We start from the raw sequence: 23,086 nt of genomic DNA on the forward strand, positions 1-23,086 counted from the left end.
AAAAAAATCCCCATCTTGCCAGCTTCATTCCTAACCCTAAATTTATGCTTATTCAGCCCGGAGGTCAACATGATTAAGGATATTGAAATTAGTAATTTTAGATGTTTTGAGCATACCAAAATTGAAGGTTTTGAGCGAGTTAATTTAATTGGCGGTAAAAACAATTCAGGGAAAACTGCCCTATTAGAGGCAATATTTTTGTATAGTTATCCCTATCCAAATACTATTCATCCCTACATCAGAGGAATCATTCGTAGGCAATCTTTAGCAGTTGTTCAGGCTGTTCCCAAAAATGCTTGGGATGATTTATTATTCAATCTTGATAGAAAAAATATTATTGAGTTAAAAGGCTCCCAATCTAACCAAGGAGATAAATTGGTAAAAATATCGATTTCTAGTTCTCTTAAAGATAGTATTCTAGGAATCTCTGAAGACTGGCAAAAATTATACGATTTTATCGCTAAAGATAAATCAGTTATTTCTATCTTGAATATTCACACAAGTTTTGACCATGATCATGACTCAAATGATGAGCAAATGAACTATTTTTTAATTGCTAGTTCTAAGGAGATACTAGCTTTACCTAATGGGGGTGATGAGGAACCAGTAATCATTGCCGCATCTGTCAATAAATCTTTGGAAGAATTGAGCGAGTCTTATACTAAAATAGTTTTTAATGAACAGGAAGAAGAAGTGCTAAAAGCTCTACAAATTCTCGATCCGTCCATTGAGAAAATAGAAAGTTTTTTTCTGGGTGAACCAAATTTATATCTGAAAAGAAAAGAGAGAAAACGCCTACCCGTATCTCTGTTTGGTGAAGCCATTAATCGTCTGATAGAGATGATTTTTGCTCTACTGCTTAATCCGCAAAAAATTATTTTTATCGATGAAATAGAAAATGGTCTTCACTATACTGCTTACCCAGATATTTGGAAAACTTTATTCCGATTAGCTATCGAACTAGATAGCCAAATTTTTGCTACAACCCATAGTTTAGAGATGATCCAAGCTTTTGCCGATGTGGGGTTAGAATATTATCCAGAACAGGGGGCCTATTTTGAACTAGCAAGGAGTCCCAGAACTGATAAAATTATCGGTATTAAAAGACAATTAAGCACTTTAGAGTACGCCTTAAAACATGGCAATGAGGTGAGAGGTGAGTAACTTATTAATCGTCGAGAGCAAGAATGATAAAATTGGCTCTTCGGTTTGTGTTATGCAATGGACGAGGGTTATAAGGGATGGAACCCTTATAGAGAAAGGCATTTAGCGATTTTTGTCAATTGTTTTTGATCTAGAGCGAACTAATCAATTAAATCTTTTGCCAGATAAGGATTTAGTCGATTTATGCAACCCTATCGAACCATACCAAGTAACGAAGAACCATAAAATTTTTATCGAAGCCCTAGTGCAATACTTAAATTTTACCAAAATTCAGTTAGATAAACCGATTTGCTTTGAGGAAGATGACTATAAATGTTTACAGGGTTTAGATCAAGCTAAATTAACCAGCACTTTCGATGAAATTAAGGCGACTCTTGGTAAAAAAGCTATCCCTAAAGTTGGTATTATTATCGATCAAGATTCTGATACTAAGACAGAGCGACTAAATTGGCTTAACGATTGTCTAAAAAATGTGTATCCAGAAGCGGAAGATATTAGGGAAACCAGTCAGCTTTATAGATTGACAACAATAGAAGATCAAATCACAGAATTTGCTTGTTATTTTACCAATGTGGACGGACAAGGAGAACTAGAAACAGTTCTCAAGAAGATTAAAAGTCAAGATTCCACCTATGCGGATTGTTTAGAAGACTGGAGAAATTGTTTAAACAAGCAAGAAAAATCGATTAAAGACAAAGATTTTGATAAGTTTTGGATTAATAACTATTTACGATTTGATACCTGTTCCACAGAAGACAAAAAACAAGCTGGCAGGAAATGCAGTATGAATGGATTTGATTATGTTATGAAAAACAAACGTCATATTTGGAACTTTGAGCATGAGGTATTAAATGAACTCAAAGAATTTTTACAACTATTTGCTGTGTAATCAAAAATCCCCCTAGAAATCTAGAGGGATCGAGGGATATATGGAGGGCAATTTAGAAGTAAATTGTCCCACCCCAACGCTCGTCTAGACGGGGAGCAACCAACATATAAGCGGCGACGTTATACACATCATCTTCGGTCAGATTGCGTAATTCTGGAAAGACATCGGGACGGCTAACATTGGGATGCAATTCGCTCAGATCATCTACACCATCGTAACTGGTGGGATGTTCTAGATAATCAATCAGTGCTAACAGATTATCTCTGGGAGGTTCCGCTTTTGCCAGATCACCCAGACCCAAACTGACGTTATTATTAGTTTTGGTTTTACCTTGCAGGTGACACTTAGTACAATTGGCTACAAAAAGTTTCTGTCCTTCCGTCGCTTGTTCAGAAGTCAAAGTCACCGATTCCCCCGCATCATTGAGGGTGATGGTGAGGGTTTTTTCATTGAGTTCTAAGGCACTAGCGCCGTTAAGATTGAATTGTAATACAAAAAAGACTACAGCGATCGCTGCCACAATCAAACGTTTGATCATTGTTCTCCTACTCGCAATTGTTCCAAAAAAGGGAATTTTAAGGTGACTAAAAAATTTTCTCCTCTGGGAGGGTGTCGATCAATTCTAAGTGATCACGGACACCGAGAAGATCGCAGTGGGGAATAAAGTCAAGGGGACGTTTCCGTTTTCGAGGCGGTTACTCCTGAGCGTTGGGATAAAATCAGTGAGATAATTGCTTTAGCATCTTCTAGGGCGAGATTAGTCTGCCGATCTTTATAGGAGATGCCTAATTGGTCGCAAAGTGACAACACAGATTCATCGGCCAGATCGTACTCTGCCGCAATATCAGCGATCGATAGATCAGCAAAACCCATAGTCTGACGCACCCACTAAGGATAGAGAATACTTATTAGTTACCATAATTATCATGCCATTGTCGGGGACATTCTTAACAGTGATCAGTGATCAGTGATCAGTGATCAGGAGTCAGGAGACAGGAGACAGGAGTCAGGAGTCAGGATACAGGTTTTGGGGGTTGGGGTTTTGGGGTTTTGGGGTTTTGGGGTTTTAGTTCAATTTCCCCACCTCCCCAATTCATAATTCATAATTCATAATTCCCACTCCCCCTACACCCATCACCCCACACCCTACACCCCCAAAATTCCCTAATTTTCCCGACTTTTGGACTATTTACTCCCTAAGATAGAGACTTGTGTAAACAAATTTAATTAAAATCGCAAAAAACCTGAAAAAATACTAAAATGTGATTAAGAATGTTATTTTTAGCGTTGTAAGGCTAAATCTTTCTCGATAACATTGTAATCATACCTCCACACTCTTTTGTACAAGGGACTACACCTTTGTTAACTTATGGATATACAACTGATCAACATCGGCTTCGGTAATATTGTTTCCGCTAATCGGGTTATCGCCATCGTTAGCCCAGAATCGGCTCCTATCAAACGCATCATCAGTGATGCTCGGGATAAAGGCTGTTTAATCGATGCTACATACGGAAGACGGACTCGTGCGGTGATCATCACCGATTCTAGTCATGTAGTGCTGTCGGCCATTCAACCGGAAACCGTGGCTCACCGTTTCGTGGTCAACAAGGAAGCCCCTGTTAATAGTAGCAACTGAGTTATTAACCCCATGCAACCCGGTCAATTAATCGTCATTACTGGCCCTAGCGGTGTGGGCAAGGGTACGCTAGTACGGCATTTACTAACTCGTTTCCCTAACCTCTACCTGTCCGTATCCGCTACTACGCGCCCACCTCGACCGGGTGAAATTGAGGGGGAAGATTACTACTTTCTCGACCGTCCCAGTTTCGAGAAGAAAATGGTAGCCGGAGAATTTCTCGAATCGGCCGAATACGCGGGCAACTACTATGGAACACCCCAATCAGCGATCGCCGCTCAATTAGCGGCAGGCCAGACCGTAATTCTAGAAATCGAATTAGAGGGAGCTAGACAGGTGTGTAAAAGCTTCCCCCAAGCGAGGAGAATCTTTATCCTACCCCCCAGTTTCGAGGAATTAGAACGTCGTTTGCGCGACCGGGGCAAAGATAGCGAAACAGCGATCGCTAGTCGCCTAGAGCGCGCCCGAGAAGAATTGGCCGCCAGCGAGGAATTCCCCTATCAAATCGTCAACGATGACCTAGAAACCGCCCTAGATGCCATCGAGAAGATTATTTTTAGCCGTTAGGTGTTAGGGTGTTGGGGTTTTAGGGTTTTAAGGTTTTAGTTGAAATTCCCCACTTCCCCACTTCCCCACCCCCCAATTCATAATTCATAATTCATAATTTCCCGAATCCCTATCCCCCATTCCCTAAGTTACAATCAAAAAACTAACCGCAGCAGCAAGACGAGAAAGCGCAATGATTCCTACCGTTATTGAAACCACAGGCCGGGGCGAACGCGCCTTCGATATCTACTCCCGACTACTCCGGGAAAGAATCGTCTTTTTGGGACAAGAAGTAACCAGCGACTTGGCTAACCTAATCGTTGCCCAATTACTCTTTCTAGAAGCAGAAGACCCCGAAAAAGATATTTACTTGTATATCAACTCCCCCGGTGGTTCAGTTTCGGCCGGATTAGGGATTTTTGATACCATGAATCAAATCCGTCCCGATGTCAGCACCATTTGTATTGGTTTAGCTGCCAGTATGGGGGCTTTTCTGCTCAGTGCCGGCAAACCGGGCAAAAGAATGAGCCTACCCAACTCGCGGATCATGATTCACCAACCCCTGGGCGGCGCCCAAGGTCAGGCCACCGATATCGAAATTCAGGCCAAAGAAATTCTCTATCTCAAACAATTACTCAATCAACATCTAGCTAGTCATACCGGTAAACCTCTCGACCTCATCGCCGAGGATACGGAAAGGGATTTCTTTATGTCCGCCGAAGAAGCTCTAGACTATGGTTTAATCGATCAGGTGATCGATCGCAGTCCTTCTGCTTCCAACCCTCCCCAGTAAATAATGATGATCGGGTAGGCCTCGCCTACCCAAATTTTTGTAAATATTTAGTAAGCAGAAGTTAATCATCGATCATCGTTATTAATCTTAAGTAACAGTGAAAAGTTCTAGCGGATTGGGTTAAGATCGAGACGTAACCCGAAAAAATTGCAACAGGAATCGGTAGAAACACCCGGTGGGTTATTAACGGAAATTTTTTTACTGGCAATCCCTATGAACTATCATCCGCCCTCACAGCCCCTGCCCGCCCCCTGTATTATTGACTCTGGCGTGGTCATCGCTAAAGAAGATATGCGTCGTCTCCTCGATGATATCGGACGAGTTCGCTACATCCATAGTCTCGAAGGGGTGATTCAGAGTGAAGGGGAGGGATGGATAGTGGAAGTTTTCGCCGATTATCAGCAAAGTACCCTGGTTGCTAACTACAGTCTTTATCTGAATACCTATAGCTTCGATTATCTGCGTTTAACACGCTCTCCTGACGGTGAAACCTATTTTGATCTGGTCCAAGACAATCGGCAATTACGGCTGATTCCCCTGAGTAATCCACTGCAAGACCCCGATATGAAAGCTCGTCTCAATGCTGATACCCTCGAAGCCATGGTTACTCAGGTACTTTCTGCTAAGTGGGATGTGCAGTTTGAAGACGAAGACGACAACGATTGCCCCTTTTAGGCAGTGAGCAGAAATACTGGTTACTAATAACAAGGGCCGAATCTAAAACCTAATTGGTTAAGCTAAAAGCTTTGATGTGCTTAGTTTCTAACCTTCTTTTTAGGTAGGAGAATTGCCAGATTCTGTCTTTTACCTCTTGCCTTCAGAAGCTGATAACTGATAACTGATAACTGATAACTGATAACTGATAACTGAAACAGTGGGATTTTCCTTTGAACTAATCGCCCAGTGTCCCCAAACTGGTGCGCGGGTTGGGGTTTGGCATACTCCCCACGGACTGGTAGAAACACCCCGTTTTATGCCCGTGGGAACTTTGGCCACGGTGAAAGGTTTGACCCCCGCTCAAATCGCCAGCACGGGAGCGCAAATGATTCTCGCTAATACCTATCACCTGCATCTGCAGCCCGGAGAAAGTATTATCGAGAAATCGGGAGGTTTACACGATTTTATGGCATGGAATCAGCCAATATTAACAGATTCGGGTGGATTTCAGGTATTTAGCCTGAGTCAACTCCGGCAAATTAAAGAATCGGGAGTCACCTTTCGATCGCCCCGGGACGGTAGAATAATCGAAATCACGCCGGAAAAATCGATTCAGATTCAAAATGCCCTCGGTGCTGATGTGATTATGGCCTTCGATGAATGTCCCCCCACGGGAGTCAGTCATGAGACCATGAAAGCATCCATAGAACGCACCTATCGCTGGTTAGAGCGCTGTCTGACGGCCCATCAACGACCCCAACAACAGGCTTTATTCGCCATAGTACAAGGGGGAATCTATGAGGATTTACGGGCAGCGGCGGCGGAATCTTTAGTAAAACTCGATTTACCCGGTTATGCTATCGGGGGCGTGAGTGTGGGGGAAGAAACGAGCCTAATTCATCGCATTGTCCAGATAACTGCCCCTTTACTCCCCGAAAATAAACCCCGTTACCTGATGGGAGTGGGAACTTATCGAGAAATGGCCAAGGCGATCGCTAGTGGCATAGATCTGTTTGATTGCGTCATTCCCACCCGTTTTGGTCGCCATGGCACGGCTTTGGTGCGGGGAGAGCGTTGGAACCTCAAAAATGCCCGTTTTAAGGAGGATTTCGCCCCTTTAGACGAGACTTGTCCCTGTTACACCTGTCAACACTTTAGCCGTGCCTATCTGAATCATTTAATTAAATCGGGGGAAATGTTGGGTTATATTCTCTTATCTCTGCACAATATCGCCGAATTAATCAGATTTACCCGTGAAATTCGTCAATCTATCCTAGGGGGGACTTTTGCCCAAGATTTTGCCCCTTGGCTTGAGGATGCCGTAGATGTTACCCCAACGTGATAAAATTTCAGGAAACGTTTAAAAATTTTCTTGTCAAGGTAGATAGAGAGATGGAAACTGCACTTTTGTTCGCCAAATTGCCAGAAGCATACCAAATTTTCGACCCCCTAGTCGATGTCCTGCCCGTGATTCCCCTATTTTTCCTCTTGCTGGCCTTTGTTTGGCAAGCATCCGTCGGTTTTAAATAAATCGACCCTTAATTATCAGTGATCAGTTATCAGTGAGCAGTTATCAGCTTCTGAAGGCAAGAGGCAAGAGGCAAAAGACAGAATCTGACAATTGTCCTACCTAAAAAGAAGGTTAGAAACTAAGCACATCAAAGCTTTTAGCTTAACCAATTAGGTCTGAGATTCGGCCTTTGTTATCAGATTTGAGTTTTAAGTGAGTGGTATTAAGTGAGGAGTACGAAATGACATTAACACTGCTGTCTTTTCACTGTTTACTGATTACTGTTTACTGACCACTGAAAAAGCTTCCCAGATTAAAATAAAGTCCCGGTTAAATCAGCACCAGTTAAGTCCACATCTTCTAGAATTGCCCCGCGCAAATCGGCATAACTGAGATCCGCACCCCGGAAACTGGCCCCGGTGAGATCGGTGATAAATCCGTCTCTTTCGGGACTAGCACGAAAATTAACCCGGCAAAGTCGGCAATTAGCCAAATTAGCTCGATATAACAGGGAGCCGCTCAGATTAGCATAGTTGAGATCGGCTCCGCAAAAGTTAGTTTTGCCCAAGTCCGTGCGTTGGTCGGAAGTGGAGCGAAAATCCGTATCGATTAATACGGCCTGCTGGAGATTAGCACTGTTGAGATTAACACCGTTTAAGACGGCTTTGGTTAAATAAGCGGCTTCTAAATTGGCTTCGATCAGATTAGCTCCGCTTAAGTCCGCATCGCGTAAACAGGCTCGATAAAAGTCCACTTGACTTAAATCTGCTCCCCAAAGAATCGCCTCACTTAAATCCGCTTCCCTCAGCAGCGATCGCGCAAGGCGTATTTTTCCTAACCGCGCCTGTCGCAGATCAGCACGGCAAAAATCGACTCCCGGGAGGATAATATTCGTTAAGTCGCCTTCCCGCAAATTAATCCCCTGAAAATCTCTTTCTCCCTCCCGATAGCGTTGACAAAGTTCTTCTACGAGCATGGAAATTTTTCCTTATCATAATTGAGGCAAAATGTCAAGGATTTGGTGATTTTTATTTAGGGAGATGGAAAGCTGGCAGACTCTCGAATTCTCTGGCCCGTTGACGCATTTGCTGACTAATGCGATCGCAAACCACCTGACAGAGATCATAGATGACGGGGTCGGTAATTTGATAGTAAACGCTGACTCCTTGGGGTTGTCGCGAGATAATTCCCGCTTGGGTTAAAGCTTTCAGGTGTTTGGAGAGATTGGCCTGGCCTAGTCCGGTAGCTTCAGCGATTTCTTTACCATTCATCGCGCCTAATTGCAAGCAACTGAGAATCTGTAGGCGACTGACTTCCGACAGGACTTTGAAATAGTCCGCCACGGAAGCGAGGACGACGCTAGAGGTTTGGGGGGAGAAACTGTCTAACATGGGTGGGTAATAAAGTGACCAGTTAAAAAGGCTGACAATAGGTGATCGTTTAAAACTTTATAACTATTGACTACTATAGTTTAACTGGAGAGGTAACTAGAGTCTAGTCGGCAAACTCGATCGAGATTGGGTCATTCATAAAATCTACTGCTGCAAGAGTGCCTCCTAACTCCACCAACAGACTTTTTATCGCAAACCCTAACTATCACCGAGCATGGTAGTGATTAAGTTCCGGACTGTAGTGCTAGGATGGTTCTCTAAATTGCTTGGTAAAGCCCATTCTGAGTCAAGATAGGACATCTTCAGTAAATCTCTCACTTGTTTTGATTTAGCTTGTCCTGTACTTTGAGCAACCCCAAAAGCCTGATAAAGTTCTGTGGCCGAAATGTGGGGATTTTGACTAGGATCGAAGAGAAAATTGACCATTCCTAGGGCGTGAGTAATGCCGGCAGCCCAGGAATTAGCTTTACCTTTTTCTAGGGGAGAGGGACGCTTACGAGCTAAAGTTGCGGTTAATTGGCGAATAAGTTGGGCGTATTCTTCATTAAGATATTTAGCGGCAAATTTATCGGTAATATCGATAATTTCTTGATATTTGGCCTGCATTGCCTTGGGAACATTTTCCGATTTAGGAACAGCTGGGGGCGTTTTTTTCGATGTTGCTGCCGCTTGCTGTTTGGCGCGTTGTTCAGCATTATATTTTTCTTGAAAAGCTGTTAAACCCTCCTGACTGGTGATATCGAAACCCTGCTGATGCGCTTGTAACAGGAGATTTTTCATAAAACCGCCACTGTTGGGATCGTTCATCAGTTGACCAAAGCGATCGCCTAATTGCTCTAAATATTTAATAATAGCCTTAGCCTGAGTTAATTTATATTCTCGTTCCAAAAATTGCCAAAAACTAATTAATTCAGGGATAGCATCTTCGGTTTCCGTCGGATCGAGGATAGTAATTTTGCGTGGTAAGATCTTCTCCATTAAGATCTGCACATCTGCCTTAGTCATGGTAGCAAGGGTATAACCTTCATAGAGATAGCCCAACTCGATAAAGGTAGCAATCCAATCACAACCTTCTTGTTTTTCTTGATAATAGGCATCTCCCTCGGGCGAATTGATATATTCTTCGATCGCTCCATTAATATAATCTTCTAGTAAGGGTTCGGCTTCATCGTAGTCTAAATTATCTAATTGTCGGATATTAAAAGTCATAACTGTAGGTTTTCCTTCGAGGCTTTCCTTTAATTTTAGGGGATTAGCTGACCGACAGCCAAACTGACGCTAAAATAGTCTTTGCTGTCCGGGGTTGTTGCTTGCTCCTGACGGTGATTGTAACCGGTAACTGAACATGACTTCGATTCGTCAACTGCATCAACAACTCGTTAATAAAGAAAAAACAGCCGTCGAAATCGCCACAGAATTTCTTGCTCGTATTGAAGCGATCGAACCACAAGTAAAAAGCTTTCTCCATTTAACCCCGGATTTAGCCCTCGCACAAGCCCAAAAAGTGGACGAGAAAATCGCCAGAGGTGAATCTCTGCATCCCTTGGCAGGTATTCCCATCGCATTAAAAGATAATCTCTGCACCAAAGGTATCCCCACCACCTGCGCTTCTCGGATTTTAGAAAATTTTGTCCCTCCCTACGAGTCCACCGTTACCCAAAAATTACGGGATTTAGGGGCAGTTATCGTCGGTAAAACCAATTTAGACGAGTTTGCTATGGGTAGTTCCACAGAAAACTCCGGTTATCACGTTACTGCTAATCCCTGGGACTTATCCCGGGTGCCGGGAGGCTCTTCGGGGGGGTCGGCTGCGGCTGTGGCCGCTCAAGAATGTGTGGTCGCCCTAGGATCGGATACCGGTGGCTCAATTCGTCAACCGGCTTCATTTTGTGGCGTTGTTGGGCTAAAACCGACCTATGGCTTAGTTTCTCGCTTTGGTTTGGTGGCTTACGCTTCTTCTCTCGATCAGATCGGTCCCTTTGGTCGTACCGTAGAAGATGCGGCGATTTTATTACAAGCGATCGCAGGTTACGATCCCCAAGATTCTACCAGTCTCAATCTGCCGATTCCCGACTATAGCCAATTCCTGAAAACCAGTTTAAAAGGGCTAAAAATTGGCGTAATTAAGGAAACTTTCGGAGAAGGTTTGGATCAGGTGGTTGCCGAGGCAGTTAATCAAGCTTTAGAGCAGTTAAAAGCCCTCGGTGCTACGATTAAAGAGATTTCCTGTCCCCGTTTCCGTTACGGATTGCCCACCTACTACATTATCGCCCCCTCGGAAGCATCGGCGAATTTAGCCCGTTACGATGGGGTTAAATACGGTATTCGGGAAGATGCCGACAGTTTGATTGATATGTACACCAAGACTCGCGCTCAGGGTTTTGGTGCAGAAGTTAAGCGCCGGATTATGTTGGGAACCTATACCCTCTCGGCGGGTTATTATGATGCTTATTACCTGAAAGCACAAAAGGTGAGGACTTTGATCAAAGAGGATTTCGATCGAGCTTTTCAATCGGTAGATGTGTTAGTTTCTCCCACTTCACCGACCACAGCTTTTAAAGCCGGGGAAAAAACGGCGGACCCTCTGAGTATGTATTTATCGGATTTAATGACTATTCCCGTCAATTTAGCCGGTTTACCCGGGTTAAGTCTTCCCTGCGGTTTTGATGGGCAAGGTTTGCCGATCGGTTTACAATTAGTCGGTAATGTGCTGCGCGAAGATCAATTATTTCACGTCGCCCACGCCTACGAACAGTCCACCGATTGGCACAAACGTCAACCATCTTTTACAAATTGATACAATTGCCGATGGCTATCTTTTGCCGGTAGCCAAATAGTAGGGTGGGTTAGGCGATGACAAATGAGACAGTTAAGCAACTAATAGGGTATTCGCCATAACCCACCAATCTGTTGATTTTGATCCTAATGCTGAATTGCTAGAATTTGGTATTGTGTGTATCGGTGATTTCTCGGAAAGTTGATGTGTCTCTATGAATATATCTCTAGATTTATTAAAGAGTGAGTTTCGACAATTTTGCTTAGAATATAGATATTATATTGATCAAATAGATAGTTGGTTTACGGAGGCGGGATTTGATAAATACGAGCCTCGTGCATCTACGCGCCTAGAGCAATTGAATGGATACTACTCAAAGATTGATTGGGAAAATCAAAACGATATTCAGAAATTTCTGAAAGTAATTGAATCAATACTTTTATACAACACTTATCATATTAAGGAAGAGCATAAGCAAACTTTAAGAGGAATTTGTGAAAAAAGTGGTTTTCAAGTTGATAGTAATGGCTACACAATTCATTTAACCAAAAAACTAGGACATCAAAATATCAAAAATATTATTTTTGCCTCTAATTCTTTTAAACCAGAAATTATTTTTTCAGATTCACTTAGCAATGATATTGAAATTACGAAGTATAAAGAATCCTGTTTGATCTATGATAAGCCGATTCAAAGTCATGGATTATTATGGATAGAGTTAATTGATTGGTGGAAAGAGTATAAAAAAATTATTAGCTGGTCAAATTCAGAAGCGGCAGATTCTCTTTACAAACGACTTAAAGAATCCTTGCAAAATAATGGAGTAGAATCTAGATTTTTTGACACTTACTATAACAATGAGCAATTATGTCGTCGTTGGGGTGAAAATTCGCCCGCTCTACTGCCACAAGTTTATTTACATTATGATCCCTATACTATCAAAGAACTCAAAAGATATAACAATGGGAGAAGATTGATAAGACAACGTATGGATTTTTTATTATTATTGCCAAAATCAAAAAGAATTGTTATTGAGATTGATGGTAAACAACATTATGCTGAGGGAGAATATGCGAAGCCTCAGCTTTATGCAGAAATGGTAGCTGAAGATAGAAAGTTAAAATTGCTAGGTTATGAAGTTTATCGATTTGGAGCTTATGAAATTATGCAAGAAAACTATGAGTCTATAGTGGTAGATTTTTTCCAAAAACTTTTTGATTTTTATGATATAAACCTTGATTTTTGAAGACTAAAAATAGGGTGCATTTGATGGTTCTTATAATTATAGCCTAAAGTAGGATTACGGAAGGGTCATGCTTGGTGCTGAGTTTAATTGCCTTCCATATATTGAAGTAAAACTTTGTTGATAAGGGTTTTACAATTAATCATAGCACCAACCGCCAGAGCGATCAAGCAAGGAAAACAATTAATTCCACGGATTAGACAAGAATTACCTAATCTCAAACAACAGCAAGAACTTTTAGAATTGATAGAGACAATCTTGGTTTATAAGTTCCCCCAAGTCAGTAGAAAGTAGATAGAAGCGATGTTTAGTTTAAGCGATTTAAAACAAACTAAAGTTTATCAGGAAGCTTTAGAGGAAGGTAGAGAAGAAGGCAAATTAGCGGCAAAATTAGCCTCTATTCCTCGTTTATTGGCATTAGGATTAAACTTTGAACAGATAGCACAGGCTTTAGAATTAGATATCGAACAGGTTAGACAAGCAACTCAAGGGGAATAGGAAAAGTTCAAAGCGATCACACTAATGTTAGATAGCGTATCATGCTAAACGACGATAAAGTTTAGCGTTTTTCTTAAGTACATAGCTTGATGCTTGAGTAAATTCGTTTTTAGGATCAACCAACCAATCTTCTATGCTGGCACTGAGTAAGTCTTCAGGGGAAACTTGGCTGTTCTGAGCTAACTGTTGTAATCGTCGAAACTGCTCATCTGAGATATTAACAGTAATGGAAGCCATCAAAAACCTCTCAATAGTCTAAATATTTAACATTATAACCTCAGTGATATCTTCCTCTATCTCCACCAAACGGACTTAAGCAACAACTGGCAGGGAGTAGTTATTTATCCTCGGCGTTCAGTGGAAAGCCTAGAGACTGCTCGTTATGGGGAGTTAATCAACTCAGGCAGGATTTTACGTTTTTATCTCGAGGAATTAAGGGAAGTGGAATCCTTGGGAATATCGATGTTACAGTTAATTATAGCACCCACCGCCAGAGCGATCGAGCAGGGAAAACAATTAATTCCACTGAATAGCTTGGCAATAAGGCTATCATCAATTATGATTAAAATTAATAAGTAGGTAGGCACAATTATTGGGAGGATAGGTTAGCGGTAGCGTAACATGAGCGGGCGTTGGGTTTGATGCTTCAACCGTTCGGACTTCGTCCTTGAGCTTTTGCGTTCGACAAAAGCTCAAGGACGAAGTCCAATCTAAGTTCATCTTATCTTTAATTCCACCCACCCACTTAAAAACAGATCAGCAATATTTGAGAATAATTGTAATTATGAAACTTGTGTTAAGTTCTCAAAATGTTTATGACTATTTAATCGACAAAAAAATCTGCGATCGTCTTCTAAGAAATCCGGGAGTAGAGCAGATTCAGGCTAAAAATTTTAACTTATTAGTAACTTTACCAGAAGGTCGAAAGTTACTGGTTAAACAAGAACAATTTATTAATTTAGAAAAGGAAACAGTGGGTGAGTTTTTTGGGGAATGGCGAATCCCCAAATTTCTAGAGAACTTTCCTGAAATTGATCATTGGCGTAGTTTTATGCCAGAATTGCTGCTCCACGATGCTGATAACTCAATTTTAGTTTCTACCTATCTGGATAATTATCAGGATTTAGCAGAGTTTTATTCTAAAGAGAATCTCTTTCCGGCTCAGGTTGCTACTCAAATCGGCAGTTGTTTGGCGACAATTCACCGTGATACTTGGAATCAGAGTATTTATCGGGAGTTTTTTGTCAAAGAAGAGTTTGCTGAAAAACCGAAAGTATCTCCGCTATTATTAGAGAGTTTGGAAAGGATCGGTCCTGAAATTTTTGGCATGGCTCCGATGGATGGATTGAAATTTTTTGCACTTTATCAACGATATGATAGCTTAGGAGAAGCAGTTCATCGAGCCAGTGAAACTATTGCTCCTATTTGTCTGACTCACAATGACATCAAGCTGAATAATATTCTTCTGAATCGAAACTGGGAAGATATTAATGGAAATGTGATCCGGTTGATTGATTGGGAAAGGTCTGATTGGGGAGATCCAGCATTTGATTTGGGAATGGCAATCGCTAGTTATCTACAAATTTGGTTGGGTAGCTTGGTGATTAGTAATTCTCTCAGTATTGAAGAATCTCTGCGACTAGCCACTACTCCCCTAGAATTACTGCAGCCATCTATCGGTGGGTTAACTTTAGCTTATTTAGAAACTTTCCCAGAAATCTTAGAATATCGTCCTGATTTCTTAAAGCAAGTAGTCCAGTTGGCCGGTTTTTCTTTAATTATTGCAATTTTGGCCATGGTTCAGTATCAAAAAATCTTTAATAATACTGGAATTGCTATGCTTCAGGTAGCCAAGGCTTTGTTATGTCGTCCTGAATCATCAATGTCCACGATTTTTGGGGCTACTGCTAATCAGTTAAATCAGATGAATTCTTCTGTTGTTGGCCAAGCTTAATATCGTTGAGTATCTTGAAAAATTATGTCATTACTTAATTCTCAATTCCATCATTTAGCCCCTGAGGTTAGAGGTCGGTTAAAGGAAGTTTTGTTAGATATTGTTGAAAATCTCGAAATTTCCGCTGATTTTTCGATTCGTCATCCTAACTATCAACCCTGGGAAATGCCTGCTGAGATGTTGTCTCGGATTCAGGCTTTACCGAAGGAAATACAGGATAAATATATGAGCTTACAGTTGAGGAGTTTTCTTTATGGCATTTATTATAATGGGTCGATGCAAGCATCGCAAGCATTAGGTTCTGAGAATAAGGGTCAGCAATTAGATTTGGAGAATAATAGTTTTGCTGGCGTAGCTATGAACTTTTATTTACAGTTGGAAGAAGCGAACAAGGGGAAGGGATATTTTGATTCGGGTTGGTCAATTTTGAAAGAGGAAACCGATGGCAGTTTGGCTGTGACTAAGGGAGGTTTGCGACTGCATATCCAACGGAAAAAGCATCTTCAAGGGTCTGAGCAAGCGGCAGCAGTGGGGGGTGTTGTGTCAATTTTGATGCCTAAGAATTTTGTACAAAATGGCTTTTATATGGCGGTGGGTAATGCCGGTTTACAGAGAGAAGAAGCTATGGTGCGGCTCTATTTTAATGTTACTCCCGAAGGCGCAGTGGCTGTGATGACTGGGTTGACTGAAAGGTTAAATGAGAGGGGGATTCCTTTTAGTTTTAAGGCTTTATATAATCCAGTTGATTATCAACGATATGATGCTGGGGTGCTTTATTTTGGCAAAACAGATTATGAGTTGGTTAGGCAGGTTGTGGCTCATGTTTATCAAGAAAATCAGTCTGTGTTTAAGCCAGAAATACCTTTGTTTACTCTGGAGTTAGCACCGGGTTTGGGGTTGGCGGAAGAACCGGACAAAAAGTTTGGCAGTGAGGAGAGTTTTGGGATGAATCGCTGTCAGATTATAGCCAATGGGTTATTGATGGCTTGGCAACAGGAGGACAATTCTGCGGCGGGTCGGATTACTGCTATTTCTGAGCAGTTTTCTGGGTTGGGGATTGATTGGCAGCGTCCTTATTTGAATGCTGATTCTGAGGATGTTTATCAGGGATTAGAGTTGGCAGGCTGATATTAGTCGCCTATCTGGGAATCAAAGAGCAATCGGCCTATCGGTAGATTTTAGCCTCATTAGGTCATGGGGCTATTTTTTTGCTCTGCCACCACCCAAACCCTGGGCAGAGAGATATTAAAAAAACATATAGCGTTTCTGATTCACAAGAGGTACATTCCCGATCCTGAACAGCTTAATCAGCAAAGGTTTAAGTGTGCCGCACAGATGCGAGAACCGCTATAATTGGGTTATTTATGTCTTGAAAAACAAGGCTCGTTGATAGGAGATTATGGGCATTTGCGGTCATAATCTACATGAAGTTACGGTGTTTAGTCGGTAAAATTGAGACATAATTGTGTCATTTAGATTAATTTTAAAGTTACTTAACCTATTGTCATTGTTGGAGAGTTGGGCAATAATAACTGGACTTCCCCCATACATAAATACTAGAAAATTAACAAAACCCTTACTGCAGGTCGCGTCTAAGAAAAAATTGAAAAGAGGCTACTGGGTACATTTTTCCCTTGAAAATGGACGTTCGGCGATGCTCAGACGTTCGGCGATGCTCAGTCGAGCCGTCGAGCCGCTGTACCGTTGACTGTATCTGGAGTAGAGCGATTCCGTAGAGTTGGCTGTATAGTGATCGCTAACCTGATTTTGACAGATAGTGTCATTAATCTCTAGAGTAAGGGATGCGCTCTGTAGCCATGTTTTTGCTGGTTTTCTGCCCCAAAACAAGCTATAATGGTCTAAAGGTCAAATTTGAAAATTTTTGCCTCAAACCCTATCTGCGTAAGAACTTCAGGATTCTGTGCCCAGTAGTTCATTGGTATTATATGGCTTGAACTCAGTCTCTGTAAGACTTTTAGCCATAGCTAGTATGTTTATACGGGGGAAGTCCAGTAATAATAGTCATAGGGAAAGAAAAAATATAAATCTAATTACCTCAAAGTAAAACTTATTCCAAGAAGAAACAAAAATGGCTAATATTACTATTTCTGAGTTACGCTCTGCTGGTGCAGACTTGTTCTCCGATTCTGAGAGTTACCTTACTGACTTGACCGGGTCGGAAACGCTTGGTTCAGTCAATGGTGGGTTATTTTGGTTTGGAGTTGCGGTAGGACTTGCTATTGCTCATGTTCTGAGAAACTAGGTTGTAATTCATAGGTTGGATTTAGGCATTACAAAACCCAATACCAAGAATACCTACTTTTGTGGTGTTTCGTAACGCCTCAACCTACGTCTAAGTTTATCAAGACGTTTTGGTTCTTCGGTTTGTCTTATGCAATGGACGGGAGCATAAGAGATAAAACCCTTATAGAGAAAGACATTTGGCGATTTTTGTCAATTGTTTCAAGGGGTGACAAGGCGACTAAAAGGCTTGCTGGATAAGGCGCATAGCCGTTAGACCCCTAGAAAAATCGGGGTGTTTTCCTGGCTTGAGGCGGATCAAAGAAAAGGCGAGTTCCGAGTACGCGTCCATCGACTCGATCCAGAAGCTCCCATAAGTACCTATCCAAAAATCGCTATGTCTTTCCGGACCGCGTTTCGCTTCTTTGGAGCGACAAATATAATCGCGAGTTCCCGATTTCTTGAGATTTTGACCACGGGTTGTATTCAAAGAGTAAGCGATAGCGATTAATAAAATTAAGGCGAGAAAGCGAGGCTCGCTCACTTTCGTTTTTTCAAGATTATATCCTCCCGTTTTACAATCTTTGAACATCGCTTCAATCCCGAATCGAGATTTATATAACTTGAGAGTTATCTCTAAAGATTCTAGGTTGGTCAATAAATACCAAGGCTCTTTAGACCCTTTAGTTCGATAACCTCTTTTCCAATAAGTTGCTAGGTTGAACCCCTCGATCTCATGGCTTTTCGTGTGGGTCACTCCCCGAAAGAAGTTTCGCTCGCCCCGGTTCGGTTCTAACTCGGAAAGGGCTTGATAGTTTTCTCCATCTTTCAATCGCGTGTAGGTACTTTTCTTTTGACGGAAGATAAAAGCTACACCTCTGTCGTCAAGCCACTTCCCTAATTGCGCTGACTGAAATTCACGGTCTCCCATTACGACGAGCGGATAGGGTTTCAACAACCCTAAGACTGGCTTGAGGAATTTTTTCTGTTCCCCGAGAGCGCTACTTCCTTTTTTATTCAGTAACACCCAATATACGGGCAAAGCTCTCCGACCACAAATCACACTGGCGACGAATAAATTTCTCCCCTTCCAATCGGTTCTATCTATGACGACTAATAATCTTCCCGCGTGTTTCAGTTTTTTGAGCCTTCTTCTTTGCTCTCGATTTTTATTTTTTCCGCTAAATTCTAGCTTGACGATCTGTTTGATCAAAGGAAACCACAAGAGTTTCACGTTTAGTTGCGGGAGCTTAAGAAATCTCTGCAAATTCCGTCTTCTACTTTCAAAGGTTATCGGTTGCGGGAAAAGAGCGGCCAGTTTCTCTAGTTGGACTATCCGATGACTTTGTAAGAGCAGGATTAGGAGCTGTAAGGTCAAATAGCTCGCCTCGCTAAGGTTCGCCTGTAAACAAGCCTGATAGAATGAAGGTAACATTTTAAAATTTTGAGTGGTTGTCCTAACCACTCTATTTCTTTAGGGGGTCGTTTGGCTAGACCCCCCGCTCTATCTAGCTTGTAGCCCCTCTGTCACCCCTTGAAGTCAATTGTTTTTGATCCAGAGCGAACTAATCAATTAAATCTCTTGCCAGATAAGAATTTAGGCTATTTATGCCGTCCTATCGAACCATAACAAGTAACGAAGAGCCGAAAATTAGGTAACTGACTACCTCAAAATCGGTAAAACCCGACACCCGTTCAGACCTCGGTGTGAGACTTCGGACGTTTCGGACGTTCGGACGAACGCTGATTTCACGGCCGAAGTCCACACCCTTCACCCGTTCGGTGGTAGCGACAATGGGCGATGCCTCTGGGTATAATGGTTCAACTGACTCTCAGGCTAGAAAGCTCTATTGAAAGAACAACCTTTTTGCCTTAGCTTTAATTGGAGGCTATGATGTTTTCATGCTTGGCAGTGCCAACTTTAGCATCGGGACTGCCTTCTGCCTAAACCCAGATTTATGTACCTCAACTAAATGATAAACGCTGTAACTGATAACTGATTAAGACATTTCTAACATTTTTTGAATCGGCAACAGTGCCTTAACTCTTAAATCTTCGGCAATAGTAATTTCTGGAGTTTTATATCGCATACAGAGATACAATTTTTCGAGAGTGTTCAGTCTCATGTAGGGACACTCATTACAAGCACAGTTATTTAAAGCCGGTGCGGGGATAAATAGTTTTTCTGGGGCGGATTTTTGCATCTGGTGAATAATCCCCGGTTCTGTGGCGACAATAAAGGTTTTTTCGGAACTTTTCAGGGAATAATTTAACAGTGCCGTCGTAGAACCAATATAATCGGCATGGCGTAAAACCGATGATTCACACTCAGGATGGGCGATAATTTTTGCTTCTGGATGAGCAACTTTTAATTCTATTATCTTGCGCTCAGAAAAAGTTTCATGGACAATACAACTACCCTGCCAGAGAACTAAATCTCTACCAGTTTGCTGACTGACGTAACGGCCTAAATTGCGATCAGGAGCAAAGATAATCTGTTGATGAGCAGGGATTTGATTAACTATTTTGACTGCATTGGAACTGGTGCAGATAATATCACTCATGGCCTTAATTTCTGCACTGCAATTAATATAGGAAATCACCATATGATCGGGATATTGGGCTTTAAAACGAGCAAAATCTTCAGGATGACAACTATCTGCTAAAGAACATCCTGCATCTAAATCCGGCAGCAATACCAACTTATCTGGATTTAAGATTTTAGCTGTTTCTGCCATGAAGTGAACCCCCGCAAATACGATCACATCTGCTGGCGTTTGGGCAGCCTGTTGGGATAAACCTAGAGAATCACCAACATAATCAGCTGTATCCTGTATGTCAGAATTTTGATAGTAGTGAGCCAGAATAACGGCGTTTAATTCCCGTTTAAGCTTTTTAATCGCTGTAAATAGGTCATCAGGTAAGCTCGATCGATTTGCAGGTTGAACAGTTGTGAACACGGTGGCACTTATGGTTATTTTTACCAAATACTAAATGAGATTCTCATATGATAGCAAATTTTTTTGAAAAAATTAGAATCCACATTCAGCACTCACCGTTCGCTTAAACTGAAGAGGTAAGGTGGGCAAAAAAGGTTAAGATCCTTGTTTAGTCAAGTGTTGGGTAACAAGGATCCGCTCAATTACGTCACAAACACAGTCAGACTCACCGTTCGCTTATTTTAAACTTAGGGAGCTTCGATAAATGAGGCTAACTGCTCTGTGTACAAGGCTTTTAGCCGACTAAGCGGGGAGTGAGGGACTATTTTGGGCAGTCATCTTCTCTGTGCCTTGGCATCCCTACAAAAACGAAGCAATTATGGCTCTCCCAGGCTTGGTGGGTAAAATGTATTCTAAGATACAGTCCTGCTGGCGAGGGAGTAAAAGGAACCACAGAGACACAGAGGACACAAAGATCGAGCGAGCCTATGTAGGGCTTGCTGAATAAATGTGAAATATAGACGAGGTAAGGGTTTTAGGGTTCTGTTTTGCTCTCACAGGTGCAAGATTTTGAGAGAATCGTCGTTCAAAACCTTGCGTCTTCATCGGCCTGCGTTCTGTAGGGGCGAAGCATTCGGACAATAACCTATCGGTGAAACCGTAGATTTTCTATCCGAATGCTTCGCCCGTATTTTTTCAGCAGACCCTATGTAAGTTAAACTTATCACACAGAACCTAGAAGAGCCCAATTATGATTTTAAGTAGGTTAGTTGGCACACTGCGAAGCGGCTCCCTTGGAGATTGCCTTGGATTAATTTTCTCCAAGTTAACCACCGCTAATTCTTGTCGATTGATGACCTACGGACAAATAAACTTATGATAGACCCAAAAAAATATTTACCCTATCAATCAGCCGCTAATTTCGGCAAGTTTTTGATTATTGCTATTTTATTAATCGGAATTAGCCTAAGATTTTTCAATTTAGAGCAAAAAGTCTATAGTGCCGATGAAGTTAGAAGTATTAAACGTTTTTCGGGATACACGACTCAAGAGCTGCAGGAGCAGGCTTTCAACGGTCAAATTATTGGTCGGAAAGACCTACAATATTGTCAACATCCTCATTCCGAACGCTCTCTATCCGATGCCTTGCGCTCTCTGATGAGAAATCCAGAACATCCTCCCCTATACCATTTGTCAGCGCGCTTCTGGATGCAGTTAATCCCCATCGAACATTCCGCCAGAACTTTCTCGATTTTCTTAAGCATCCTAGCCATTCCCTGCCTTTATTGGCTATCCCTAGAATTGTTCAATTCTTCGCTAACGGCCTGGATTACAATCGCTTTATTCGCTGTTTCTCCCTTTCAGATGCTTGTGGCTCAAAATACTACCCAGTATAGTTGCTGGACAGTGACAATTCTTTTATCAGGAATTGCCCTTTTACGAGCAATCCGTAAAAATACGCTTAAAAGTTGGCTCTGGTATAGCCTGAGTTTAGCCTTGACTTTTTATACTCATTTATTTTCTGCTCCCGTCGCCATCGCCCAAGCTTTATATGTGATTCTTCTAGAAAGATTGAAAATTACAAGAACAGTTGTTAGCTATGTATTGGCAGCCGTTGGCAGCTTAGTTTTATTTAGCCCTTGGCTATTCGTGATTTTTACCAACCTAGACAAAATTGATGGCAACACCCAATACTATCGACAGTTTAAGAGTAATATCATCCAAATATCTCAAACCTTATTTCGTCATACTGGTCATGTATTTGTGGATTTCTTTCACCGCAAAGGAAGATTAGAATCGGCTTTTCATCTATTAATATTATTGTTAGTGGTTTATTCTCTTTACCATCTGATCCGATACGCATCGCCGAAAGTTTGGTTATTCCTCATAACTTTGATTGTTGTTCCGACACTGTTTCAAATTGTACCTGATTTATTAAAACCATCGATCCGCTCCCTACAGGCAAGATATTATCTACCGGTTTTTTTGGGAATACAGATGGCTATATCCTACCTGATTGCCAGTTGTATCGGCTCAAAGTCGCCAAAAAATTGGCTGCACTATTTAGGACAACAAATCTTGCTAATTTTCCTGCTACTAGGTATAGTATCTGGTGTATTTCTGGGTTTAACTCCTGATGCGGGTTTAGACGATCAACGAGGTACAGGCAGTGGAGCTAATCTAGAAATCGCCCCTGTTTTAAACTCCATGACCAAGCCGATAGTTATCAGCGATAATACCCCTAGTTTCTTTTTGGCATTATCCTATTTAGTGAACGATCGAGTTAAGTTTCAATTATTTCAGGATAGCGATGTGGAATCCTGGCGGCAAAAACTCAATCTCAAGGAATTAGCCCAAAACTACAGTAATATCGTCGTGGCACATCCCGAAGAAGATTTTGTTAACTTTTTAAATGAGCAGTACCCAATTCGTACAGAAAAATTAGCAGAGCAGCTAATAGAAATTAAACTCGAATAGCGGAGGAAAACTGTCTAACTTTGTCCACAACAGCGATCGATTCCTAAACTATCTAAAATTAAATCACTAACAGCGTTAGCGATGGCAAATTCACTATAAAAACTTTCGCGGAAATCAAAAGCTTGCATCTCGGTAACGATCGCAATTACTAGGCAACCGAGATCGTTTTCTCCTTCCAAACGCTGACGCAGAAAAATCTGACTAGCGCGTTCAGCGATAGTTTCATTAATAGCTTCGGGAATAAATTCTGCATCTAACCAACGATGTAAAGCAGTGCGTAGCCAAGTTTGTTCCCGTTGGGGATTTTCGATCGGTGGTAAAGTAATAGGTGGAATTGGTGCGGGATTGTCAGGCATAATTAGAGGATG

26 protein-coding genes are annotated in these 23,086 nt (G+C 41.7%); 16 read left to right on the plus strand and 10 right to left on the minus strand.

Annotated elements, in window-relative coordinates; translation table 11 throughout:
- Window positions 1-69 precede the first annotated feature (69 nt).
- Both ACE3JL_RS00665 and ACE3JL_RS00670 read left to right on the plus strand, forming a co-directional pair.
- A complete protein-coding gene (locus ACE3JL_RS00665) occupies window positions 70-1,164 on the plus strand; it encodes an ATP/GTP-binding protein (protein ID WP_375328624.1) in 1,095 nt (364 codons plus the stop codon).
- Between the two features lie 244 nt (window positions 1,165-1,408).
- Complete coding sequence (locus ACE3JL_RS00670) at window positions 1,409-2,053, plus strand: DUF3226 domain-containing protein (protein ID WP_375329559.1); 645 nt, start codon at window positions 1,409-1,411, stop codon at window positions 2,051-2,053.
- A gap of 52 nt (window positions 2,054-2,105) precedes the next feature.
- On the opposite strand, the gene psbV is transcribed toward ACE3JL_RS00670, so the two are convergent.
- Together psbV and ACE3JL_RS00680 are read right to left on the minus strand one after the other, a co-directional pair.
- Complete coding sequence (psbV, locus tag ACE3JL_RS00675; protein ID WP_271991199.1) at window positions 2,106-2,591, minus strand: photosystem II cytochrome c-550; 486 nt, start codon at window positions 2,589-2,591, stop codon at window positions 2,106-2,108.
- 128 nt (window positions 2,592-2,719) lie between these two features.
- The gene (locus ACE3JL_RS00680; protein WP_002735525.1) at window positions 2,720-2,926 is read right to left on the minus strand and encodes a hypothetical protein; all 207 of its coding nucleotides are present in this window, start codon (window positions 2,924-2,926) and stop codon (window positions 2,720-2,722) included.
- A gap of 496 nt (window positions 2,927-3,422) precedes the next feature.
- Between ACE3JL_RS00680 and remA the strand changes: the two genes are divergently transcribed.
- The 6 genes from remA (at window position 3,423) to ACE3JL_RS00710 (ending at window position 7,218) form a co-directional block, all read left to right on the plus strand.
- Window positions 3,423-3,692 (plus strand): extracellular matrix/biofilm regulator RemA, encoded by a 270-nt coding sequence (gene remA, locus ACE3JL_RS00685; protein ID WP_002737924.1) that lies wholly within the window; start codon window positions 3,423-3,425, stop codon window positions 3,690-3,692.
- A 12-nt stretch (window positions 3,693-3,704) separates the two neighbouring features.
- A complete protein-coding gene (gmk, locus tag ACE3JL_RS00690; RefSeq protein ID WP_375328625.1) occupies window positions 3,705-4,259 on the plus strand; it encodes a guanylate kinase in 555 nt (184 codons plus the stop codon).
- Window positions 4,260-4,392: 133 nt separating this feature from the next.
- Window positions 4,393-5,031 (plus strand): ATP-dependent Clp endopeptidase proteolytic subunit ClpP, encoded by a 639-nt coding sequence (gene clpP, locus ACE3JL_RS00695; protein ID WP_271991226.1) that lies wholly within the window; start codon window positions 4,393-4,395, stop codon window positions 5,029-5,031.
- Window positions 5,032-5,244: 213 nt separating this feature from the next.
- Window positions 5,245-5,706 (plus strand): hypothetical protein, encoded by a 462-nt coding sequence (locus tag ACE3JL_RS00700; protein WP_002738355.1) that lies wholly within the window; start codon window positions 5,245-5,247, stop codon window positions 5,704-5,706.
- Between the two features lie 199 nt (window positions 5,707-5,905).
- Window positions 5,906-7,030, plus strand: a complete 1,125-nt coding sequence (tgt, locus tag ACE3JL_RS00705; protein ID WP_375328626.1) for a tRNA guanosine(34) transglycosylase Tgt — start codon at window positions 5,906-5,908, stop codon at window positions 7,028-7,030.
- 50 nt (window positions 7,031-7,080) lie between these two features.
- A complete protein-coding gene (locus ACE3JL_RS00710; protein ID WP_271991190.1) occupies window positions 7,081-7,218 on the plus strand; it encodes a photosystem II reaction center protein K in 138 nt (45 codons plus the stop codon).
- A gap of 293 nt (window positions 7,219-7,511) precedes the next feature.
- On the opposite strand, the gene hetL is transcribed toward ACE3JL_RS00710, so the two are convergent.
- From hetL to ACE3JL_RS00725, 3 genes are all read right to left on the minus strand, one after another.
- Window positions 7,512-8,174: a heterocyst differentiation pentapeptide repeat protein HetL gene (gene hetL, locus ACE3JL_RS00715; RefSeq protein ID WP_271991187.1), complete on the minus strand. Its 663-nt coding sequence runs from the start codon at window positions 8,172-8,174 to the stop codon at window positions 7,512-7,514.
- A 52-nt stretch (window positions 8,175-8,226) separates the two neighbouring features.
- Window positions 8,227-8,589 carry a helix-turn-helix transcriptional regulator gene (locus ACE3JL_RS00720; RefSeq protein ID WP_002738764.1) on the minus strand — a complete coding sequence of 121 codons (363 nt, stop codon included), beginning with the start codon at window positions 8,587-8,589 and terminating at the stop codon, window positions 8,227-8,229.
- A 198-nt stretch (window positions 8,590-8,787) separates the two neighbouring features.
- Window positions 8,788-9,798 (minus strand): DUF6398 domain-containing protein, encoded by a 1,011-nt coding sequence (locus tag ACE3JL_RS00725; protein ID WP_271991183.1) that lies wholly within the window; start codon window positions 9,796-9,798, stop codon window positions 8,788-8,790.
- Between the two features lie 136 nt (window positions 9,799-9,934).
- Here ACE3JL_RS00725 and gatA point away from each other — a divergent pair, with 136 nt between their 5' ends.
- From gatA to ACE3JL_RS00745, 4 genes are all read left to right on the plus strand, one after another.
- Window positions 9,935-11,386, plus strand: a complete 1,452-nt coding sequence (gatA, locus tag ACE3JL_RS00730; protein WP_375328627.1) for an Asp-tRNA(Asn)/Glu-tRNA(Gln) amidotransferase subunit GatA — start codon at window positions 9,935-9,937, stop codon at window positions 11,384-11,386.
- Between the two features lie 193 nt (window positions 11,387-11,579).
- On the plus strand, window positions 11,580-12,611 hold the full coding sequence (locus ACE3JL_RS00735) for a DUF559 domain-containing protein (protein ID WP_375328628.1): 1,032 nt from the start codon (window positions 11,580-11,582) through the stop codon (window positions 12,609-12,611).
- A 117-nt stretch (window positions 12,612-12,728) separates the two neighbouring features.
- On the plus strand, window positions 12,729-12,902 hold the full coding sequence (locus ACE3JL_RS00740) for a DUF2887 domain-containing protein (RefSeq protein ID WP_375329560.1): 174 nt from the start codon (window positions 12,729-12,731) through the stop codon (window positions 12,900-12,902).
- 9 nt (window positions 12,903-12,911) lie between these two features.
- On the plus strand, window positions 12,912-13,106 hold the full coding sequence (locus tag ACE3JL_RS00745; protein WP_375328629.1) for an aspartate aminotransferase: 195 nt from the start codon (window positions 12,912-12,914) through the stop codon (window positions 13,104-13,106).
- A gap of 39 nt (window positions 13,107-13,145) precedes the next feature.
- Here the strand turns inward: ACE3JL_RS00745 and ACE3JL_RS00750 are convergent, their stop codons facing one another.
- Window positions 13,146-13,343 (minus strand): DNA-binding protein, encoded by a 198-nt coding sequence (locus ACE3JL_RS00750; protein ID WP_271991176.1) that lies wholly within the window; start codon window positions 13,341-13,343, stop codon window positions 13,146-13,148.
- Window positions 13,344-13,391: 48 nt separating this feature from the next.
- On the opposite strand from ACE3JL_RS00750, the gene ACE3JL_RS00755 reads away from it, so the two are divergent.
- The 3 genes from ACE3JL_RS00755 to ACE3JL_RS00765 all read left to right on the plus strand — a co-directional run bounded on the left by ACE3JL_RS00755 (window position 13,392) and on the right by ACE3JL_RS00765 (window position 16,188).
- Window positions 13,392-13,685, plus strand: a complete 294-nt coding sequence (locus tag ACE3JL_RS00755; RefSeq protein WP_375329561.1) for a DUF2887 domain-containing protein — start codon at window positions 13,392-13,394, stop codon at window positions 13,683-13,685.
- A 205-nt stretch (window positions 13,686-13,890) separates the two neighbouring features.
- The gene (locus ACE3JL_RS00760) at window positions 13,891-15,060 is read left to right on the plus strand and encodes a phosphotransferase (RefSeq protein ID WP_375328630.1); all 1,170 of its coding nucleotides are present in this window, start codon (window positions 13,891-13,893) and stop codon (window positions 15,058-15,060) included.
- A gap of 24 nt (window positions 15,061-15,084) precedes the next feature.
- Complete coding sequence (locus ACE3JL_RS00765; protein WP_271991172.1) at window positions 15,085-16,188, plus strand: T3SS effector HopA1 family protein; 1,104 nt, start codon at window positions 15,085-15,087, stop codon at window positions 16,186-16,188.
- Window positions 16,189-17,542: 1,354 nt separating this feature from the next.
- Here the strand turns inward: ACE3JL_RS00765 and ACE3JL_RS00770 are convergent.
- From ACE3JL_RS00770 to ACE3JL_RS00780, 3 genes are all read right to left on the minus strand, one after another.
- Window positions 17,543-18,736 (minus strand): IS4 family transposase, encoded by a 1,194-nt coding sequence (locus tag ACE3JL_RS00770; protein WP_149989937.1) that lies wholly within the window; start codon window positions 18,734-18,736, stop codon window positions 17,543-17,545.
- A gap of 565 nt (window positions 18,737-19,301) precedes the next feature.
- Window positions 19,302-20,261 (minus strand): quinolinate synthase NadA, encoded by a 960-nt coding sequence (gene nadA / locus ACE3JL_RS00775; protein ID WP_271990325.1) that lies wholly within the window; start codon window positions 20,259-20,261, stop codon window positions 19,302-19,304.
- A gap of 301 nt (window positions 20,262-20,562) precedes the next feature.
- Window positions 20,563-20,757 (minus strand): hypothetical protein, encoded by a 195-nt coding sequence (locus ACE3JL_RS00780; RefSeq protein ID WP_375329562.1) that lies wholly within the window; start codon window positions 20,755-20,757, stop codon window positions 20,563-20,565.
- Window positions 20,758-21,116: 359 nt separating this feature from the next.
- Here ACE3JL_RS00780 and ACE3JL_RS00785 point away from each other — a divergent pair, with 359 nt between their 5' ends.
- The gene (locus ACE3JL_RS00785) at window positions 21,117-22,718 is read left to right on the plus strand and encodes a glycosyltransferase family 39 protein (protein WP_375328631.1); all 1,602 of its coding nucleotides are present in this window, start codon (window positions 21,117-21,119) and stop codon (window positions 22,716-22,718) included.
- A gap of 14 nt (window positions 22,719-22,732) precedes the next feature.
- Here ACE3JL_RS00785 and ACE3JL_RS00790 read toward each other — a convergent pair whose 3' ends face one another.
- On the minus strand, window positions 22,733-23,074 hold the full coding sequence (locus tag ACE3JL_RS00790; RefSeq protein WP_271990828.1) for a hypothetical protein: 342 nt from the start codon (window positions 23,072-23,074) through the stop codon (window positions 22,733-22,735).
- Window positions 23,075-23,086: the final 12 nt, after the last annotated feature.

Origin of the sequence: Microcystis sp. BLCC-F210, assembly GCF_042134685.1 — a bacterium.
Lineage (GTDB): Bacteria > Cyanobacteriota > Cyanobacteriia > Cyanobacteriales > Microcystaceae > Microcystis > Microcystis aeruginosa_D.

Excerpts from the sequence above, each read along its gene's own strand:
- ACE3JL_RS00760 (WP_375328630.1), top strand. The coding sequence starts at position 13,891 with ATGAAACTTGTGTTAAGTTCTCAAAATGTTTATGACTATTTAATCGAC.
- ACE3JL_RS00725 (WP_271991183.1), bottom strand. The coding sequence starts at position 9,798 with ATGACTTTTAATATCCGACAATTAGATAATTTAGACTACGATGAAGCC.
- gmk (WP_375328625.1), top strand. The coding sequence starts at position 3,705 with ATGCAACCCGGTCAATTAATCGTCATTACTGGCCCTAGCGGTGTGGGC.
- ACE3JL_RS00745 (WP_375328629.1), top strand. The coding sequence starts at position 12,912 with ATGTTTAGTTTAAGCGATTTAAAACAAACTAAAGTTTATCAGGAAGCT.
- ACE3JL_RS00790 (WP_271990828.1), bottom strand. The coding sequence starts at position 23,074 with ATGCCTGACAATCCCGCACCAATTCCACCTATTACTTTACCACCGATC.
- hetL (WP_271991187.1), bottom strand. The coding sequence starts at position 8,174 with ATGCTCGTAGAAGAACTTTGTCAACGCTATCGGGAGGGAGAAAGAGAT.
- gatA (WP_375328627.1), top strand. The coding sequence starts at position 9,935 with ATGACTTCGATTCGTCAACTGCATCAACAACTCGTTAATAAAGAAAAA.
- ACE3JL_RS00720 (WP_002738764.1), bottom strand. The coding sequence starts at position 8,589 with ATGTTAGACAGTTTCTCCCCCCAAACCTCTAGCGTCGTCCTCGCTTCC.
- ACE3JL_RS00770 (WP_149989937.1), bottom strand. The coding sequence starts at position 18,736 with ATGTTACCTTCATTCTATCAGGCTTGTTTACAGGCGAACCTTAGCGAG.
- ACE3JL_RS00735 (WP_375328628.1), top strand. The coding sequence starts at position 11,580 with ATGAATATATCTCTAGATTTATTAAAGAGTGAGTTTCGACAATTTTGC.
- ACE3JL_RS00785 (WP_375328631.1), top strand. The coding sequence starts at position 21,117 with ATGATAGACCCAAAAAAATATTTACCCTATCAATCAGCCGCTAATTTC.
- ACE3JL_RS00700 (WP_002738355.1), top strand. The coding sequence starts at position 5,245 with ATGAACTATCATCCGCCCTCACAGCCCCTGCCCGCCCCCTGTATTATT.
- ACE3JL_RS00765 (WP_271991172.1), top strand. The coding sequence starts at position 15,085 with ATGTCATTACTTAATTCTCAATTCCATCATTTAGCCCCTGAGGTTAGA.
- ACE3JL_RS00750 (WP_271991176.1), bottom strand. The coding sequence starts at position 13,343 with ATGGCTTCCATTACTGTTAATATCTCAGATGAGCAGTTTCGACGATTA.
- ACE3JL_RS00680 (WP_002735525.1), bottom strand. The coding sequence starts at position 2,926 with ATGGGTTTTGCTGATCTATCGATCGCTGATATTGCGGCAGAGTACGAT.
- ACE3JL_RS00665 (WP_375328624.1), top strand. The coding sequence starts at position 70 with ATGATTAAGGATATTGAAATTAGTAATTTTAGATGTTTTGAGCATACC.
- psbV (WP_271991199.1), bottom strand. The coding sequence starts at position 2,591 with ATGATCAAACGTTTGATTGTGGCAGCGATCGCTGTAGTCTTTTTTGTA.
- ACE3JL_RS00710 (WP_271991190.1), top strand. The coding sequence starts at position 7,081 with ATGGAAACTGCACTTTTGTTCGCCAAATTGCCAGAAGCATACCAAATT.
- remA (WP_002737924.1), top strand. The coding sequence starts at position 3,423 with ATGGATATACAACTGATCAACATCGGCTTCGGTAATATTGTTTCCGCT.